We start from the raw sequence: 18,324 nt of genomic DNA on the forward strand, positions 1-18,324 counted from the left end.
AAATGTGGCAAAACACAGAAACCCAACAGGGTGGTTAAAGCCGCATTCACCATGCGCGCAATGGGAGGACCCATCTGATGTTCTATCGTGAGGCGGGCGATTTTTCGACCACATATCCGCAGGATAGCCAGACCTTCCCGATCAAATTCGATCGCTATCGCTACTACTTTGTGTTGGCCGTGGCCGTGCTGGTCATGCCCTTTGTGATGACGGATTATCTGGTCAATTCGATCTTTCTGCCCTTTTTGATTTACGCGATCGCGGCCATCGGACTGAACATTCTGACGGGATATTGCGGGCAGGTGTCGCTTGGCACAGGGGGGTTCATGGCTGTGGGGGCGTATGCCTGCTACAAACTGATGACCGCGTTCCCGGATGTGAACATTTTCTTCCACGTGATCCTTGCGGGGGGCATTACGGCCCTTGTCGGGACGGCCTTTGGCTTGCCAAGTTTGCGGATCAAGGGGTTCTATCTGGCCGTGGCGACATTGGCGGCGCAGTTCTTCCTTGTCTGGCTCTTCAACAAGGTGTCGTGGTTCTACAACTACTCGGCCTCGGGGCAGATCAACGCGCCCGAGCGTACCGTGTTCGGCATCGAAGTCACCGGCCCCAATACCGAAGCATGGGCGACCTACCTGTTCTGCCTTGTCTTCACCGTCGGCGCGGCCATCCTCGCCCGTAACCTGACGCGCGGATCGATCGGGCGCGAATGGATGGCGATCCGCGATATGGATATCGCAGCCGAGATCATCGGGGTGAACCCACTGCGGGCCAAGCTGACCGCGTTTGCCGTGTCGTCCTTCTTTGTCGGTGTGTCGGGGGCCTTGTTCTTTGCGGTCTATCTTGGCGCGGTCGAGGTAGGTGAGGTCTTCGGCATTACCAAGTCATTCCTTGTCCTGTTCATGATCATCATCGGGGGCCTCGGGTCGATCTTTGGCTCTTTTGCCGGGGCCGCATTTCTTGTCGTGCTGCCGGTGGTCCTCAAGATCGTGGGCGTGGACCTGATGGGCTGGCCGACAGACATCGTGGCACACTTCCAGCTTGTGATCGTGGGCGGACTGATCATCATGTTCCTGATCCTTGAACCGCACGGGCTGGCGCAGCTGTGGCGCGTCGCCAAGGAGAAATTGAGATTGTGGCCGTTCCCGCACTGACGGGACGCCACCAAGAATGGCGGGGTGAACCCCGCCCTACGGATGGGCCTCAGGGCTCGCATCGGACAACCAATTAGGGAGGAATTACCGATGAAATACAAACTAGGCACCTACGCCGTCGCAGCCATGATGGCGGCAAGCCCGGTGATGGCGGACCTCGTGTTCCCATCGCTCAGCTACCGGACAGGCCCATATGCGGCAGGGGGCATCCCCTTTGCCGATGGCTACGCCGACTACTTCACCCTGCTGAACGAACGTGATGGCGGCATTGGTGGCGTGGCAGCGCGCGTGCTCGAATGTGAGACGGGCTATAACACCGAAAAGGGTGTGGAATGCTACGAGTCGACCAAGGGCGAGGGCAGCCTTGTCTATCAACCGCTGTCGACCGGTATCACCTATCAGCTTATCCCCAAGACTACGGCGGATGGCATCCCCATGCACACCATGGGCTATGGCCGGACCTCTGCGGCGAATGGCCAAGTGTTCAGCCACACGTTCAACTACCCCGCCAACTACTGGAACGGGGCGTCGGGTGCGATCAACTACCTGATGAGCCAGGGCGACATCGCGGGCAAGAAGATCGCGCTGGTCTACCACAACTCCGCCTACGGCAAAGAGCCGATCCGCACGCTCGAAGAGCTGTCGGAAAAGCACGGCTTTGAGCTGATGCTGGTGGCCGTCGATCACCCCGGTCAGGAGCAAAAGTCGCAATGGCTGCAAATCCGCCGTGAGCGTCCCGACAATGTCATCATGTATGGCTGGGGCGTGATGAACCAAGTGGCGATCCAGGAAGCGGCCAACATCCGGTATCCGATGGAAAACTTCATCGGCATCTGGTGGTCCGGCTCGGAAAACGACGTGCTGCCTGCGGGTGACGCGGCCAATGGCTACAAGGCGCTGACATTCCACGGTGTGGGCAGCGACTTCCCTGTCTTTGACGACATCCAGAAATATGTTGTGGATGCGGGCAAAGCCGCGGGCGCGGGCGATCAGATCGGCACGGTGCTCTACAACCGTGGCCTCTATGCCGCGATGCTGGCCGCTGAAGCTGCCAAGACCGCGCAGGAAATCCATGGTGAGGCCGACATCACGCCCGCGATGATGCGCGACGGCATGGAAGCGTTGGAAATCACCGAGGCCAAGATGACCGAACTGGGTCTGCCAGGCTTTGGTCCATCCTTCAACGTGTCCTGCGAAAACCACGGTGGTCCGGGCCTGATCGGCATGACCCAGTGGGATGCATCGGCGGGCACATGGTCGCTGATCTCCGAGTTTTCGGCCACGGACATGGATGTGATACAGCCGCTGATCGACGAGGACAGCGCATCCTATGCCAGCGAGAACAACATCGAAGCGGGCTGCTAAGCCTGTGACCCGGCGGCGGCGTCTGTCGCCGCCGGGACCCATGAGTATTTTGACAGGACAGGTGGCCCATGCTGGATGCCCAGGCACAGACCGAGACCGTTCTAGAGGTCAACAATATCGAGGTGATCTACAACCACGTGATCCTCGTGTTGAAAGGCGTCAGCCTCAAGGTGCCCAAGGGCGGCATCACCGCTTTGCTGGGCGGCAATGGCGCAGGCAAGACCACCACTTTGAAAGCCATTTCGGGCCTGCTGGCGTCCGAACGCGGTGAAGTGACCAAGGGGTCGATTCACTATCACGGCGAAAACACGGCCGAGAAGGACCCCGCCGATCTGGTCAAGCGCGGTGTCGTACAGGTGATGGAGGGCCGCCACTGTTTTGAGCACCTCACCGTTGAGGAAAACCTGCTGACCGGTGCCTATACCCGGACCGACGGCAAGGGCGCCGTCGCTGCTGATCTTGAGATGGTTTACAATTACTTCCCGCGGCTGCGTGAGCGCCGAAAAAGCCAGGCGGGCTACACCTCTGGTGGTGAGCAGCAGATGACCGCGATTGGCCGGGCACTGATGTCCAAGCCCGAGACGATCCTGCTGGACGAGCCGTCGATGGGGCTGGCGCCGCAGTTGGTCGAACAGATTTTTGGTATTGTGAAGTCGGTGAACGAAAATGAAGGCGTGACCTTCCTTCTGGCCGAGCAGAACACAAATGTGGCCCTGCGTTTTGCGCATTACGGCTACATCCTCGAATCCGGTCGTGTCGTGATGGACGGCCCTGCCGCCGAACTGCGCGAAAACCCGGACGTCAAAGAATTCTATCTCGGCATGTCGGACGAAGGGCGCAAATCCTTCCGCGACGTGCGGTCGTATCGCCGCCGCAAGCGGTGGCTGAGCTAAGGGAGAGTTGCGATGAAACACGTCATTCTGTCTGCAGTGGCGCTGCTGATGGCAGGTGCCGCCTGGGCGCAGGACATCCAGCGCGAGGAACTCCGCCGCGCAGATGTGCCGGGGTCCGACACGATGGAAGTTGTCGTGACACGACTGACTGTGCCCGTCGGCGCGACCATCCCGCTGCACACCCATCCCGGTGACGAACATGCCATCGTGATGACAGCCGCCCGGGCCGAAGCGCCCAACGGGAACATTGTCGAATTCGCCATCGGCACGCCGCTCTACTTCCCAGAGGGACAGGTGCATGGCGGTCTGACCAATGTGGGCGACGAACCCATGGTGGCCATCACTACCCACGTGGTGCGCAAGGGCGAACCGCTGACCGTTCTGGCCAACTGAGATGGACAAGGTCGCCTGCCGCACCCCCGCCGAAGGGCGCGATGGGGTCACGAACATCCCGGCGTGGAAGTTCGACGCGGTGCGCGGCGCGATCCTCGGGGCCTTGGACGGTGGCCCGGTCCTTTACAAGGACCTCAACGCGGCGGTGCAGGCGCGACTGGATGACCAGACCCTCGCTGACCTCGGCAAACTTGGCTGGCACGTGGTGACCGTGAAACTGGAACTGGAAGTGCGGGGCGAGATCGAACGCCTCGATGTCAAAGGTCCGCAACAGATCAGAGCGGTATGAAAGAGATGCTGGACAAAGTGTATTATGACGATCTGGAAACACGCTCGACCGACGCGCGGCATACGGCCCAGCTTGAGGCCGTAAACGCTCAACTGTCCCGCGTGGCCGAGGCGGCTGGCAACTGCCTGCCCGACATCGGCAAGCTCAAATACCTAGACGACCTTGCCCACTTGCCGGTTCTGCGCAAATCCGAACTGGCGAAGTGGCAGGCGGAAAAGCCGCCCTTTGGTGGACTGCCGGTGTCCAATGTCGCCCATATCTTCCAATCCCCCGGCCCGATCTACGAACCGGGCGGCATCAGCCACGACTGGTGGCGCATGGGCCGGTTCCTGCACGCGGCAGGCTTTGGTCCGGGCGACGTGGTACAGAACTGCTTTGGCTACCATCTGACGCCTGCGGGTATGATCTTTGAAAACGGTGCACGTGCAGTAGGGGCCAAGGTGTTGCCTGCTGGTACAGGGCAGACCGAACTCCAAGTGACGGCCGCGCGCGACGTAGGCACCACGGCTTACGCAGGGACGCCAGACTACCTGAAAATCATCCTCGACAAGGCGGATGAGATGGGTGTGACGCTTGGCATAACCAAGGCTGCCGTAGGTGGCGGTGCGCTCTTCCCGTCGCTGCGCGAGCACTACAAAGATCGTGGCATCACCTGCATGCAATCCTATGCCACAGCGGATCTGGGCAACATCGCTTATGAATCCTCGGCCCTCGAAGGGATGATCGTGGACGAAGGGGTCGTTGTCGAAATCGTCACTCCCGGTACAGGTGACCCGGTGCCCGAAGGTGAGGTCGGCGAAGTCGTCGTGACCTCGCTCAATCCTGACTACCCGCTGATCCGCTTTGCCACTGGCGACATGAGTGCCATGCTGCCCGGACACAGCCCATGTGGCCGCACCAACATGAGGATCAAGGGCTGGATGGGCCGCGCCGATCAGACAACCAAGATCAAGGGTATGTTCGTGCGACCCGAACAGGTAGCGGCACTAGTGGCCAAGCACCCCGAGGTCACCCGCGCCCGCGTTATCGCGCGGCGCGAGGGTGAACAGGACGCAATGACAGTCCAGCTGGAAAGCCCGGGCGGAGATCAGGCAGCCTATTCTCAGTCCGTGGTCGACACCCTTAAGCTCAAAGGCACAATCGAGGTGCACGCCCCGAACACCCTGCCCAGGGACGGTCTCGTGATCGAGGATCAGCGCAGCTACGACTAGTCCGTTATCAGCACGGGTGCGAAGCCGCCAAAGATCATGCGCTGCCCGTCAAAGGGCATTGGGTTCTGGTCAGGCGACATGCGCGGGTCATCCATGACCTTGGCCCAGGCCGCATCCCGCGTGTCCTTGTCGGGCCACATGATCCAGCCAAGGCACACCTTTTCCCCTTCCTTCACGGCGACAGCCTTGTGCATCGAGGTGACTTCGCCCTCGGGCACATTGTCCTCCCAGGCGTCGACAATGACATCGGCACCGTATTCCTTGAATAGGGCGTGCTGGTCCTTGAGCCACGCAACATAGGTGTCGCGGTCTTCTGTACGCACGGGGGCCATGAAGCCATCAATGTATGACATAACGCGTCTCTCCTGCTTGGTGTGCCCTGAGCATATCAGATGTTGCGCATGTTTCGGGGCGCCTTGCTCCAAGGTGGGCACGCCAAAGGGCTGGAAACCCGATAGAAAACGTAAGATAACTCGACAATCGCAGATGCAGGGTATCACGTGGCGCTGACCTCATTCTTCCAGTCCGACGCACCAAAAGGTGCCGCACCCCGTGCGCTGTCCATCATGGGTTGGACCGTCGCGCTGATCTGCCTTCTGCCCATGCTTGCGGTGGCTCTTGCTGCGCTGACGGGCGGAACGGATACGCTGACGCATCTGCTCTCGACAGTGTTGTGGCGCTACACGGGCAATACGATCCTTTTGGTAGTCCTCGTGTCCACCGGAACCTTCGCCATCGGTGTGGGTGCGGCGTGGCTGGTCACGATGACCCGCTTTCCCGGTGCGCGCCTGTTCGAAATTGCGCTGGTATTGCCTCTCGCCTTTCCGGCTTACGTGCTGGCCTATGCCTACACCCATATCCTCGATCACCCGGGGATCGTGCAGACAACCTTGCGTGACGTAACGGGCTGGGGACCACGCGACTACTGGTTCCCCGAAATCCGTTCTCTGGGCGGGGCGGCGGCCATGCTTGTGCTTGTGCTCTATCCTTATGTCTACCTGCTCAGCCGCGCCGCCTTCCTGCAGCAAAGCGGGTCCACCTTCATGGCCGCACGTGCGCTGGGATCCCGTCCGCTTGTGGCCTTCTTCCGGGTCAGCCTGCCGCTTGCCCGTCCGGCCATCGCCGCAGGTGTGCTGCTGGCAGTGATGGAGACAATCGCCGATTTTGGCACCGTCGCCTATTTCGGCGTGCAAACCTTTGCCACCGGTATCTACACCAGCTGGTTCTCTCTGGGGGATCGGGCTGGGGCCGCGCAACTGGCGCTGTGCCTGCTGTCCTTTGCGCTGCTGTTGGCGATCCTGGAACGCATGCAGCGCGGGCAGGCCAAGTATCACGACCCCAGCCGCGGACAACGGCACCACCCGCCGCTCACGCTGACGGGGTGGTCGGCTGGGGCCGCCATCACACTCTGCGGCACCCCGGTGCTCTTTGGTGCGCTCTTTCCCATCATCGCCCTGTTCAACATGGGGCTCGGGTCCGAGCAGGTGCTGACCAGCACACGGTATCTCGGCTTCATCCGCAACTCGCTTGTCCTGGCTTCCACCGCCGCGGTCCTGACGCTCGTGGCGGCCATAGCAGTTGGATACTACATGCGCAGCCGCCCGGGCCGGTCCTCGACAACAGCAGCCTATATCGCGCGGCTTGGCTACGCGGTGCCCGGAGGTGTCATCGCTGTTGGCCTTCTGGTGCCCTTCGCCGCCTTCGACAACGCGCTTGACGCCTGGATGCGGGCGACCTTCGACATCTCGACCGGGTTGCTGATCACCGGGTCGATCTGGCTCCTGGTCTTTGCCTACATGGTCCGGTTCCTCGCGGCCGCGCTGGGCGCTTATGAAGGCGGACAGGCGCTCGTGCACGCCAACATGGATGCGGCCAGCCGGTCGCTTGGCAAAGGCCCCTTTGCCACCCTGCGTCGGGTACACTTGCCGATCCTGACGCCGAGCCTGCTGACAGCCCTGCTGATCGTCTTTGTGGATGTGATGAAAGAGCTTCCGGCCACCCTGATCATGCGCCCGTTCAACTATGACACTCTGGCGGTGCAGGCGTACCGACTTGCATCAGACGAACGGTTGAACGGCGCGGCTGTGCCCAGCCTTGTCATCGTGGCCGTGGGCCTCTTGCCCGTGATCCTGATCTGCCGCCAGGTCGGGCGGCGATAGGGCGCATGACACTTCTGCCTTCCGAAGCCGAGGGCGACTAGGCGCCCATTGCACAGAAACTTTGATCTGAGCCCGATATCAGAGCTTCAAATAGGCCCAGTAGATGAACATGGCCACAAGGACCAGAACCACTTGCAGAAGCATGGCTTTGATCAAGAATTTCGAACGTTTCAGATCAGCGTCGACGTCAATCTTCTTCATGTTCTCTTACTCCTTGGGGATGCCACCGGCTGTGTCGCTAACTTTAATATGGTCGTGATGCCCGCCCCGCTCAAGCGGGGCGGATGCACATTGGGGGCGGTGATTATGTCGCAGCCCTGATTTGTGCGACAGCTTCTTCCGTGCTCCAGACCGCATTGGCCATGTAACGGAAGTTGATCAGGGCGGCGAGGTAACCGTCGCCCTCTGGCAACATCGCAGCCGCAGTTGCGTCGCGCACAACAGCAACCTCGAACCCGTCTTCAAGCAACTCACGCATGTGGCTTTCGGTGCAAAGGTTGGCCGACATCCCGGCAAGGATGACCTGATCCACGCCCTGTTTCCGCAATTGCAGTGACAGGTCGTTGGTGTCGTTGCCATAGACCTTGTGGGGCGACGTAACGATGGTTTTGCCGTCCTCGATATACTTCTTGTACTGCGGCATCCAATCGGCGCCAGATCCTTCGAAGCCATCCAGGTTCAGCGGGCCTTTGCGGTCGAACATGCCGATCTTGTGCATCAGTTTTTCCAGCGCACCCTCGAATTTCCAACCGTGATCCGTTGGGTAGTAGTAGTGCGGCGAAACAGCTGTGGTGATATCGGCGGCCTTTGCGGCCTTGAACAGCGTTTCGATATTTTCCACCGTGTTGTGCTCTGTCACGCTGGCACCAATGACACCCCATGTCACACCCTCGGGGTGCAGGAAGTCGACTTGCGGGTCCGTCACAACAAGCGCTGCGCGCGACAGATCAAGTTTCATATTGGAAGGGGGCAGGGCGGGTTCGGCTGGATCGGCATAGGGATTGGCCTGCTGCGCGCTCGCGGAATGCGCTCCGACCGCCACAGACGCCGCAGTGGCTGTCGCGGCGACACCACCCCGAAGAGCCGCCCGTCGCGTGATGTTGGTGCGATCGTGTTTGTGATCAGGATCATTGCAGTTGCACATTGGGTCATTCCTTCCGTTTCGCTTCGATGTTTCATAGCTATGAAACGGAGCGTGCCTTTGCGTCTTGAATACGTGCCCGAGGGGACTTTTAGGTGCCTTTTCGTCTGGTTTCCGGATACTGACGCCGCATGAAGTATGACCACATCTTCGATGAGCTGGACATCGCTACGGATCCGTTTGCGTTATGTGAACTGCGCGGGGCCTGCGACCTTGGGTTGGGGCGCGATGCCTCTGCTACCTTGCACTATATCTTGTCAGGTGAAGGTGAAATCAGCTTGCGCGACCATGAGCCAATCCAGGTGTCGCGCGGAATGCTTGTTTTTGTACCGGCTTTGCAAAGCCATGCCTTGCGCAGTTTTGGCGAGATCAATGATCCGGTGCCAGAATGCAATCCGGCTGATTTGAAGTTGGCCAGCCTGCTGGCTGGCACGGACCAAGCGGACACGGGCCAACTCACGGCTCTTTGCGCCCGCGTTACCGTCGGGTTGCGCGGAGTTGCGGACATTATTGACCTCATTCGCGAGCCAATGATCGAAGACGTGCCCTCGCCCAGTGAGGTACGCCCGACCTTGCAGGCCTTGCTGACCGAAATCTCATCCCCTCGGCTGGGAAGCCGTGCAATGATCCGTGCGCTTTTGATGCAATGTATGATCGAGATGTTGCGCAAGCGGTTGGCCAAGGATGAAAGCTCGTTCAGATGGATGGCGGCGCTGGCCGATCCATCCATCTGGAGCGCGCTCAAGGTGATGCTGGACGCTCCAGGTAACAATCACACCGTTGAAAGCTTGGCCGGACATGTTCGTATGAGCAGGGCGGCGTTCGCCAAGCGTTTTACCGGGGCCTACGGATCAGGGCCAATGGAATTGCTCCGCGACTTGCGCATGAATCGCGCGGGCCAGTTGCTCCGACAAACCGATTTGCCGGTTAAGCGCGTTGCAGATCTGGTTGGGTTCGCCTCACGCAGCGCCTTTACCCGCGCATTTGAGGCCAAGACCGGCCAGGCACCGCGCGATTTTCGCGCCTCACATCAAAACAAGTGAGAGCAGGCTATTCAGTGCCTTGCGGTATCAAAAAGATCAAATGCCAGCTGTCCGATTGCTCTTCATCATGACGCAGTCGCTTGCATGACGAAATGAACCGCAACGTGGTGTAAGGACAGGACAACCGGCGCTACGCAACACTTTTCACCCAAGGCCGATTGCGCCGTCGCACGGGGCAGAGGACACCTCCGCCTTACGACAGGCAGTTTTGCAATTTGACCGTGGCCGCTCCGGAGGCGTCAAAGACCGCCGCCTGCCCGCCCGCGCGCAGCATGGCTCCGGCCATCTCTGACCCATCCACCGTGATCTGGCGGGCGCTGGTCGTGTCGTCGATATCCGCAGTAAAGGCCCAGCTTGCCCCCGGTTCCACCCCATCCAGTGACATGGACAGAACAGTATCCCCATCCGTGACCTGAGAGGTGCGCGCTGTGCCGGATACCCATTCCAGCGGCTGGAACACTTCAACCCCGGCTCCTGCGCTCGTGGTGTCAAAGATCAGCCCGGCCGGCGCTGCCCCAAGGTCGATCTGCACGTCCAATTGGTCCAATGCACAGGCCCCGTCATAGCTGATCGTAAAGCGATCCTTGGGCGCGCTGTCACGGAAACTGACAGTCAGATCAGCCATGGCAGCAGAGGGGAGGGCGATCAAAAGGGCAAGGGCAGCAAGGCGCATGGGTCAGGTCTCCGGATCAGGTATGATCCCAGTGAACTAGCCTGACCTGCGCGCCCGGCAAGCGACCGCGCCCCGTCGGGCACGAGTGTGCGATCAAAGTGGTTAAAATGCGCTACCACACCGCGCGGTGCGATAGCGCCTTGTTTCTCCGCCCGTTTCAGACACCGCTTGATATTCGGTATCCTCATCGCACGCCTTGTCCCCGCGGGGACAGATCCGGGTTCAGTCGTCCTTAGGCCCGATTTTGTCCTGCGTTTGGGTGTCAAAATCCGACGCATCATGGCGTTCATGCAGCTGCAATTCCGGCTCACCAAACGCCCGGTTCACCATCCGCCCCCGCAAGGTCGCAGGCCGTGCGTCGATGGTCTTGGCCCAGGCCAGAACGTTGGTGTAGCTCTCTACATCCAGGAACTCCGCCGCCGAATAGAGACGGCCAAGGCAAAGCTGCCCGTACCACGGCCAGATCGCCATGTCGGCAATTGTGTATTCGTCGCCCGCGACGAACGGTTTGTTCGCCAGCTCGCGGTTCAGCACGTCGAGCTGCCGTTTGCTCTCCATCGCGTAGCGGTTGATGGGGTACTCGTATTTCTCGGGCGCGTAAGCATAGAAGTGACCGAACCCGCCCCCGAGGAACGGGGCCGAGCCCATCTGCCACATCAGCCAGTTCAGTGTCTCGGTCCGCGCGGGGCCGGAGGCGGGGAGGAATTTGCCGAACTTTTCTGCGAGGTGGATCAGGATCGACCCGCTTTCAAACACGCGCAGTTCACTGTCGCCCGAGCGGTCGATCAACGCAGGGATTTTGGAGTTGGGGTTTGCATCCACAAAGCCCGATCCGAACTGGTCGCCGTCACCAATGTTGATCAGCCATGCATCGTATTCGGCATCCGTAATGCCAGCGGCCAGCAGCTCTTCGAACAGCATGGTGACCTTGACCCCATTGGGCGTTGCCAGCGAATAAAGCTGGAAGGGGTGTCTGCCGACGGGCAAGTCTTTGTCGTGAGTGGGACCTGCGATAGGGCGGTTGATCGAAGCAAACTGGCCGCCGCTTTCGGCGTCCCATGTCCATTTGGCAGGGGGCGTGTAGGTCGGATCGCTCATTTGGGAAGAGCCTTTCTGTTGGTTCATCGCAGCAACCTATGGCGTTGCGCTGTGGTCGCAAGGGGCGGGCCTGTGCCGTGCTGCACAACGACACCTCAGTCGGGGAGCAACCTGTCCAGCATAGGGTGCGGAAAACTGCGCCGGGTGGTGACGGCGTAGAACGTGTCGGTGATGCCAGTGTCGAAAGGGGCTGTCACCAATTGCCCGGAGGCAATTTCATCGGCCAGCACGATCTCGGGGGCGATGGCAAGGCCGACCCCTTCGCGCGCCAGCAAGCGGACCATGGCCATGTCATCCACATCAGCGATGATCCGGGGTTGGACCCCGAGCCGTGCGGTCAGGCGGTTGAACCCGGTGCGGATTGCGCTTTCTGTCGGGACAATGACCGGTTCGGATTCAAGTAGCTCTGTCAGTGACTTATACCCTATCCGGTCAGGTGTACCGTGCAGGCTGACTGGATGTCCGGCAAGGCGATGGGCGATGAAATCGGAGCCTGCGGCGCTGGTCGGCGCATCCGTCGTCAACACGACATCCAGTGCCAGTTCAGCAAGCGCGCGCAGCAGGGGGGTGTTCTGACCTGACTTAAGGACAATGTCGACATCAGGATGATCCAGGAGAGGGCGCAGAAACTGGATCTGGAAGTTCCGCGACAGGGTGGACAACGCGCCCACGCGCAGAGGTGGGGCGTGGTCCGCGCTGCGGTTCAGCGTTTCCATCAACTCTTGGCCGGTGCCAAAGATGCGGTCGGCGTGGTCAAGGGCGATGCGCCCAACTTCGGTCAACTTCAATTGCCGCCCCACGCGATCAAACAAGTCGTGACCCAACCGCGCCTCCAACGCCTTGATCTGGGTGGATAAAGCGGACTGAGACAGGTTCAACTTGTCTGCTGCACGGGTCAGGTTGCCCTCATGCGCGACGGCGCGGAAGTAGCGGAGATGATGATAGTTCAACGTGTCCATACATTCATAATATAGAACGATTACGCCCAATAGTTATATTTTTTATCTCATTTGGGTTGGCCTATCTCATCCGAAGCAAAGCACGCGGGGCCCGCCATGGACATCATCACCGACATTGTTCTGACCATCTTGAACCAGATGCAGAAACCGACACTCGCCTTTCTGATCGGGGGGATGATGCTGGCGGCCCTTGGCAGCAAATTCGAAGTGCCGGAACCAATCTACAAATTCATTGTGATCCTGCTGCTGCTCAAGGTGGGGATTGGCGCGGGCATCTCGGTGCGTGAGGCCGACTTTGTTGCGCTGGCGGTCCCTGCACTGCTTGCTGCGGGTATCGGGATTGCAATCGTTGTTCTGGGGCGCGCGACGCTTGCCCGTTGGCGGGGGGTGTCACAACTGGATGCGACGGCAACGGTTGGTCTGTTTGGGGCGGTGTCAGCCTCGACGCTCGCGGCGGGGATGGCGGTGCTGGATGATGAGGGCATCGCGTATGAAGGATTTATCGGGGCGCTTTATCCGTTCATGGACGTTGCGGCGCTGGTGACGGCGATTGTGCTGGCACGGCTGGCGGCGGCGCGCAAAGCGGCCAATGTGCAGGGCGATGGCACAATGACGATGGGCGGTATTGGCGGCACCGGTGGCCCGGCGATTGAGCGGGGGCTGATCAAGGGGATATTGTTGGATACACTGCGGTCGCCTGCCATCTCTGCCCTGATCCTTGGGTTGGCGCTGGGCTTGTTTGCACGGCCCGAGAGTGTCTATGCCAGCTTTTACGAGCCGCTGTTCCGGGGGTTGTTGTCCGTGCTGATGCTGATCATGGGGATCGAGGCGTGGTCACGCCTGTCGGAGCTGAAGGGTGTGGCACATGCCTATCTGTTCTATGGGCTGACGGCGCCGCTTGTGCATGGTGCACTTGGGTTCGGTGCCGGGCTGATCGCGCACCATCTGACCGGGTTTTCGGCAGGCGGTGTGGTGCTGCTGTCGATCATGGCAGCGTCGAGTTCCGACATCTCTGGTCCGCCGACCATGCGCGGTGCACTGCCCGAAGCGAACCCATCGGCCTATGTCGGGGCGTCGACTGGGCTTGGTACACCGGTCGCTATTCTGAGCATTCCACTGTTCATGGTGCTGGCGGATTACTTCATCGGATTCTGATGGGCACCGCAGGGATGCGTTGCTGACGGCCTGAGCTTGATATGGAGCGGATGTGCTGGCGCAACTACAGGCCATGACGCGTTGTGAATGCGCCTGATCGGACAAAATCATGCGCATCCGAGACAATCTTTCTATCCCAGGTTGCTGAATGACGGGGGCGGGGTACTCCAAGATATCCCGCCATGTGAGTGGGTCTTCAAACAGCAATTTCTCTGGAGGATAGAACGATGGTTGGAATTCTTGCTGCCGTTGGAACCGCAGTTGTAACGGGGTTGGTTTCAGGCGCCGCAAAGGAGGCCGGGGGGTCCGCCGCTGGCTGGGTTCTGGGTGAGATTTTCGGTACACCCGACACCAGTCAGGCGGACGCGATCAAGGATTTGGGCGATCAGCTGGACAGCATTGCGACCGCTGTCGAAGCATTGACCGATCAGCTCGCTGAAGACATGAAAATGATCCAGAAGGAGTTGAGAGCGATAGAGCAAGAGCAGCTCTATCTGGCTTGGGAAATACGCGACAACGATCTGCAGCAGTACATCTCGAGATTGAATGTGCAGTACAAAACGTTCCTAACCTATGCCGCCAATCCGGACAGCACGAGCCAGCAAGAGGTCACCAACCTGGTCGAAGAGATCCTTGACACCAATCAAGGTGCGAAAGTGGTGATTGCCGAAGTGAATACCTTACTTGTTGGCGGCGGTGGCAACAGCAGCAGCAAAGGCGTTCTTCAGCTTTGGTCCGAAATGACCGAGCCGCTGATCAAGGCTGGCAAGATGTCCTGTTACGCGGCGCTTGAAACATATTTCCAGTACTATGTCGCGTCGGCCTATGCCCAGCAACGGGCGCTGTATCTGGTCATTGAGGCGTATCACCAGAGTGGCAATGATCCGGCGGCTCAGGAGGCGCGCCGCACCTATCAGGACTATGTAAAAAGTCAGGAGATACCGTTCGTTCAGAGTATCGACACGATGCTGCGGATGCAGTTGCAGGGCGGAGTTCATGCGGCATCCTCAGACAAAACCTATGACTTTGACTATGTCAAAGCCCTGCAGGAGTATTCGAGCAGCGGATTCTGGGTAGGTGCCTACACACCGTCGGCGACGCGCGCCCGAGCGGAACGCATCATAACGAATTCCATGTGCCTTGCCGATGATAAGAACCGATTGGTGATCTGGATGATTTATCCGCCCGTCAACACTGGTGGTCAGAACACCCCCAAATCGGTCGATTTCAACAACGTCTCGGTCGAGGTGCAAGTCGCGGGCAACGAGGCCGGTGCGTCATATCCACCGGCCTACATCAACGACATCGTGACCAATCCCGTGCCGGGCATCAACAACCCGTCGGACTACTTCAAGCAGGCCCACTATGCGCGACGCATGGTGTTCGAGGATTTGCCCGGTGGCAGCTATGTGATGAAGGACAAGAATGGGCAGGACGGGCTTGATCCAGTTTCCGGGTCGAACCAAAAGACGGATTACTTTCAGGCGCCACAGTACCTTACCCATCAGATGATACTGAACGGCACGGTAAAGGGGGCTTGCCTGGATTTCTCGATCTACGCCGATATGAAAAGATTTGTCTACTGGACTTGAGATGTGCCGGAGCAACCATGACTGCCGCATGGATCGATGGGCTGCGTGACCGTATCCATACGAGATAACAAGACCAGGGACCGGCGGCTTTTTGTGGCCGGTCTTGGCGTCGGTGGTACAGGTCTGTGCCGTGTGGCCGTGCGTCTGGCAGAGGAACTGCGTGCGCGGTGGTCTGTTACACTGTTTCAGTATGACCGCGTCACAGCACCTCCGTCTATCGACGCTGTATCTGTGGTCGGGGCGCACCCGTCCTTGAGCGACCCTGCTTTGGACCCGCATCTGGTGGATGCGCTGCGGCGTGCTGATCCGGACGTTATCCTTCTTGTGGATCAGCCATGGAAATACCGGGATGTGCTGCAGCGTTTTCGCAAACACGCGCCGCGGTCAAAACTGGCCGTTTACATGGCCGTTGAAGGGCGACCGGTCGGCGACAGGATTCATGACGCTCTGATGCCCGCCGATCTGTGTATCACCTATACCGACTTTGTCCGCAGGCATTTGGTTGCGACCGCGCCGCAGCCGATTGATACCATTGCCATACCGCATGGATTGGAGCCCGATCGCACCCTGCGCTATCCGCCACCGATCGACAGACGAATGGTGCGGAAGGCGCTGTTTTCTGATTGGCAAAACCTTGTTGATCTGCCGCTGATCCTGAATGCAAACCGGCTGTATCCCCGAAAACGCATTGATCTTACGCTTGAAGGGTTTGCCATCGCTCTGTGTTCGCACCCTGCAAATCTGTATCTGCATCTTCCCGGCCTGACACGATACGAGGAACGGCGCCTTGAAGCCCAGATTTGTGCCCTTGGGATCGAGCATCACGTCTATTGGAACGTTTTGAATCCCTTGGGCGAAACACTCCCGTTTCAGCGGCTGGTGGAGCTCATGCGTGCGGCTGACATTGGCCTGACAACGGCCATGGGTGAAGGTTGGGGTTTGGGGACGTTTGAACATGCAGCGACTGGGGCTGCGCAGGTTGTGCCGGATCACAGTTCGTTTCGCGAGAACTGGGCGGGTGCCGCCACGCTCTTTCCGGCGGCAGAGACGTTCTACATGGAGCATGAAAGCGCTGAGATGTACGTGTCCCGCCCCGAGGACATTGCGGAAGCGTTGATCAGTCTTCTTGGTGATCCGGCTCAGTTGGCGATCATGTCGGTCAACGCGCGCGCCCATGCGTTGCAACACCGGTTTTCCTGGTCAGCGGTGGCCGAGGCCTTTGATATGGCGCTGTCCCAGCTGATCGAACCCGCGCTCGTGTCATCGTCGTCTTAGACGCGTTGTCACGTCGGGATTTGCGAAGCACGTGGGTAAGCGCAAAGAAAACCTTGATTGGCAGCCTGCCGTTCGCGGTCACTGAATGCTTCGAAACAGACTTATTGATTTTCCTGGCGTCTCTCCAAACTCCTCTCGGTAGAGTTTCGAGAAGTGACTGACACTTGCGAACCCGGCAGCGGCGGATACCTCTGAAACCGTTTTGTAACGATGCAGCAGAATGAGATTGCGTGCGAAACTCAGACGGACGGATCTGATGAATGACGCGGGAGAATGTCCGTTGGCTTCCTTCAGCCTGCGACCGAGTGTTTTGTGACTGACGGCAAGCTCGGATGCCAGTTCCATCACGCCAAAATCCTGATCGCTGATGTTGTCCAAAACGCTCTCCGTTGCGCGTTCAAGGAACTGCTGCTTGACCGACAGATGCTGCCGGTTGTTGGGATCATTGGCCAACGCAGCTTCCAGGGCTTCAAGGCGGGCCGAAGTCACCTCTTGCACTTCGTTTTGCTCTTTCTTGATCGTTTCGAACTGGTGTTCCAGTGCCGCCAGTTCAACAACTGCGGCTTGCCGTTCGGTCTGCATCGCGCGCACCATTGTCGAAATGGCCAGCATCATGAATAGCGTTTCACCCATTATTGCGAGGGAGTAGGACAGCGCGAGGGGGCGCAAGACAATCAGTTCGTAGGCGAATGACGCCTGCGGAATGCCTGCTGGAAACAGAAAGGAGTAGAAGGCAACAAAAAGGCCGACGCTGAGGGCTAGCAGTGATGCCGATACAGGCCAAGCCTGAGGGAGGCCTGCCCTGATCTGTTGGATGGCAAAGGCCAGGAGGATCATGGGACTGACGAAATAGATCAAGTGCAGCCCGATCGTCAGTCGCCAAGGATCAAGTACAGCCAGACCAGTCACCAAGATGACCACAGCGGAAAGGCATTTGAACGACACCTGCCACGCCCGTGGGGCGGCATCTGCGTTTAATAGAATACGGCAATACTGAACATTGGCGAAGTTGCCCAACCCGGTAAAGAACAGGAACACGGGTGCTGCGAGCGTCACCGGCAGGGTCACGTCAAACAGCTTGGTCAACCATCCGTCATAGAGGAAGGTGAATATGAACAGGCACAGCATGTAGAGCGTGTAATACTTGTAAAATCGCACCGCGATGTGTCGAAAAACAATCAGGCTGACGAGCGCTATGACACTCAGATAGGCGAGCGTCAGCCCGGACATTGAGAATTCCAACGTGGTCCAATCGTCGAAGAACCCCGGGGACATGATCATCGCCGTTACGGTTGGTGCAAACGTGCCGCGAATGCGCAGGTAGAATTCCATGTCTTGGCCCGCTTTCGCGATGATGGGAAACCCGACCTTGATCGCAGTATCTGCTTTTGCCGGAGACGGCTGGGTGCGCCCATTCCGGGCGCGTTCCCTGAGCTTTCCGTCGTGCAGTTCGAACAAGACGACCTCGTCCAGAATATACTCCACGAAACCAAGAACGCGGTGTTCGTCCAGCGCGTGCGGATTGGAGATGACAAAGCGCAACCACAGCGTCTGGGACGGTGTGGGCGCGTCAAAAATCCCGCTGCACGTGCCGGGCTGAAACACTTGGGCGGTGATGTCGTCCGTGCCAACTGTGCCGGTTTGGTCCAGAAAATACTCGGCCATCAACGGGCGCATCTGATCCTGCGCCTCGGACGTAAGCGTATTGATCCGCGCCAGCCCATCATCCGCATCGCCGCACACAGCGCCTTGCGCATGAGCCCTAGCACCGAGCAAAGTCATACTGAGTGACAGCACGAGCAGCGCGCACGCGAGAACACATGTCTTGATCATCGGAACCCAATCAAAGCGCGGGTTGCATGGGTGTTCGCAGCATTCGGTTGCATCCGTCCGAGCCAGAATTGAACGGTGCTGGAAAAACCCG

At 59.1% G+C, this 18,324-nt stretch carries 18 protein-coding genes; 11 read left to right on the plus strand and 7 right to left on the minus strand.

Annotated features, from left to right (window positions below; translation table 11 throughout):
* Nucleotides 1-77 precede the first annotated feature (77 nt).
* From AC53L6_RS05885 to AC53L6_RS05910, 6 genes are all read left to right on the plus strand, one after another.
* Nucleotides 78-1,154 carry a branched-chain amino acid ABC transporter permease gene (locus AC53L6_RS05885; RefSeq protein WP_299203803.1) on the plus strand — a complete coding sequence of 359 codons (1,077 nt, stop codon included), beginning with the start codon at nt 78-80 and terminating at the stop codon, nt 1,152-1,154.
* A gap of 90 nt (nt 1,155-1,244) precedes the next feature.
* Entirely contained in the window at nt 1,245-2,519 is a 1,275-nt protein-coding gene (locus AC53L6_RS05890; RefSeq protein ID WP_496907147.1) for an ABC transporter substrate-binding protein, read from the plus strand.
* Nucleotides 2,520-2,587: 68 nt separating this feature from the next.
* Nucleotides 2,588-3,412: an ABC transporter ATP-binding protein gene (locus AC53L6_RS05895; protein ID WP_299203797.1), complete on the plus strand. Its 825-nt coding sequence runs from the start codon at nt 2,588-2,590 to the stop codon at nt 3,410-3,412.
* A gap of 12 nt (nt 3,413-3,424) precedes the next feature.
* Nucleotides 3,425-3,805 carry a cupin domain-containing protein gene (locus AC53L6_RS05900; protein ID WP_299601669.1) on the plus strand — a complete coding sequence of 127 codons (381 nt, stop codon included), beginning with the start codon at nt 3,425-3,427 and terminating at the stop codon, nt 3,803-3,805.
* A gap of 1 nt (nt 3,806) precedes the next feature.
* Nucleotides 3,807-4,094, plus strand: a complete 288-nt coding sequence (locus tag AC53L6_RS05905) for a DUF6958 family protein (RefSeq protein ID WP_496907148.1) — start codon at nt 3,807-3,809, stop codon at nt 4,092-4,094.
* A gap of 5 nt (nt 4,095-4,099) precedes the next feature.
* Nucleotides 4,100-5,305, plus strand: a complete 1,206-nt coding sequence (locus AC53L6_RS05910; protein WP_496907541.1) for a phenylacetate--CoA ligase family protein — start codon at nt 4,100-4,102, stop codon at nt 5,303-5,305.
* Here AC53L6_RS05910 and AC53L6_RS05915 read toward each other — a convergent pair.
* Nucleotides 5,302-5,658, minus strand: a complete 357-nt coding sequence (locus tag AC53L6_RS05915; RefSeq protein ID WP_299552172.1) for a DUF1428 domain-containing protein — start codon at nt 5,656-5,658, stop codon at nt 5,302-5,304. The two genes, AC53L6_RS05910 and AC53L6_RS05915, sit on opposite strands and share 4 nt — an antisense overlap.
* A 204-nt stretch (nt 5,659-5,862) precedes the next feature.
* Between AC53L6_RS05915 and AC53L6_RS05920 the strand changes: the two genes are divergently transcribed.
* Complete coding sequence (locus AC53L6_RS05920) at nt 5,863-7,464, plus strand: ABC transporter permease (RefSeq protein ID WP_496907542.1); 1,602 nt, start codon at nt 5,863-5,865, stop codon at nt 7,462-7,464.
* 78 nt (nt 7,465-7,542) lie between these two features.
* Here AC53L6_RS05920 and AC53L6_RS05925 read toward each other — a convergent pair whose 3' ends face one another.
* Nucleotides 7,543-7,665: a hypothetical protein gene (locus AC53L6_RS05925; protein WP_299203782.1), complete on the minus strand. Its 123-nt coding sequence runs from the start codon at nt 7,663-7,665 to the stop codon at nt 7,543-7,545.
* Between the two features lie 103 nt (nt 7,666-7,768).
* Nucleotides 7,769-8,608 (minus strand): cysteine hydrolase family protein, encoded by an 840-nt coding sequence (locus AC53L6_RS05930; protein ID WP_299704649.1) that lies wholly within the window; start codon nt 8,606-8,608, stop codon nt 7,769-7,771.
* Between the two features lie 128 nt (nt 8,609-8,736).
* On the opposite strand from AC53L6_RS05930, the gene AC53L6_RS05935 reads away from it, so the two are divergent.
* Nucleotides 8,737-9,648, plus strand: a complete 912-nt coding sequence (locus AC53L6_RS05935; protein ID WP_299203776.1) for an AraC family transcriptional regulator — start codon at nt 8,737-8,739, stop codon at nt 9,646-9,648.
* Between the two features lie 193 nt (nt 9,649-9,841).
* Here the strand turns inward: AC53L6_RS05935 and AC53L6_RS05940 are convergent, their stop codons facing one another.
* The 3 genes from AC53L6_RS05940 to AC53L6_RS05950 all read right to left on the minus strand — a co-directional run bounded on the left by AC53L6_RS05940 (nt 9,842) and on the right by AC53L6_RS05950 (nt 12,378).
* A complete protein-coding gene (locus AC53L6_RS05940; protein WP_496907149.1) occupies nt 9,842-10,321 on the minus strand; it encodes an aggregation factor core in 480 nt (159 codons plus the stop codon).
* 222 nt (nt 10,322-10,543) lie between these two features.
* Nucleotides 10,544-11,419 carry a glutathione-dependent disulfide-bond oxidoreductase gene (gene yghU, locus AC53L6_RS05945; RefSeq protein WP_496907150.1) on the minus strand — a complete coding sequence of 292 codons (876 nt, stop codon included), beginning with the start codon at nt 11,417-11,419 and terminating at the stop codon, nt 10,544-10,546.
* 95 nt (nt 11,420-11,514) lie between these two features.
* Complete coding sequence (locus AC53L6_RS05950) at nt 11,515-12,378, minus strand: LysR family transcriptional regulator (protein ID WP_496907151.1); 864 nt, start codon at nt 12,376-12,378, stop codon at nt 11,515-11,517.
* Between the two features lie 96 nt (nt 12,379-12,474).
* Between AC53L6_RS05950 and AC53L6_RS05955 the strand changes: the two genes are divergently transcribed.
* The 3 genes from AC53L6_RS05955 (at nt 12,475) to AC53L6_RS05965 (ending at nt 16,400) form a co-directional block, all read left to right on the plus strand.
* Complete coding sequence (locus AC53L6_RS05955) at nt 12,475-13,533, plus strand: sodium-dependent bicarbonate transport family permease (RefSeq protein WP_496907152.1); 1,059 nt, start codon at nt 12,475-12,477, stop codon at nt 13,531-13,533.
* Between the two features lie 227 nt (nt 13,534-13,760).
* The gene (locus AC53L6_RS05960; protein ID WP_496907153.1) at nt 13,761-15,125 is read left to right on the plus strand and encodes a hypothetical protein; all 1,365 of its coding nucleotides are present in this window, start codon (nt 13,761-13,763) and stop codon (nt 15,123-15,125) included.
* Nucleotides 15,126-15,170: 45 nt separating this feature from the next.
* Nucleotides 15,171-16,400, plus strand: a complete 1,230-nt coding sequence (locus tag AC53L6_RS05965; protein ID WP_496907154.1) for a glycosyltransferase family 4 protein — start codon at nt 15,171-15,173, stop codon at nt 16,398-16,400.
* Between the two features lie 78 nt (nt 16,401-16,478).
* On the opposite strand, the gene AC53L6_RS05970 is transcribed toward AC53L6_RS05965, so the two are convergent.
* On the minus strand, nt 16,479-18,233 hold the full coding sequence (locus AC53L6_RS05970; RefSeq protein WP_496907155.1) for a helix-turn-helix domain-containing protein: 1,755 nt from the start codon (nt 18,231-18,233) through the stop codon (nt 16,479-16,481).
* Between the last annotated feature and the right edge of the window lie 91 nt (nt 18,234-18,324).

The sequence above is a fragment of the Tateyamaria sp. LSS28 genome (genome assembly GCF_059611725.1).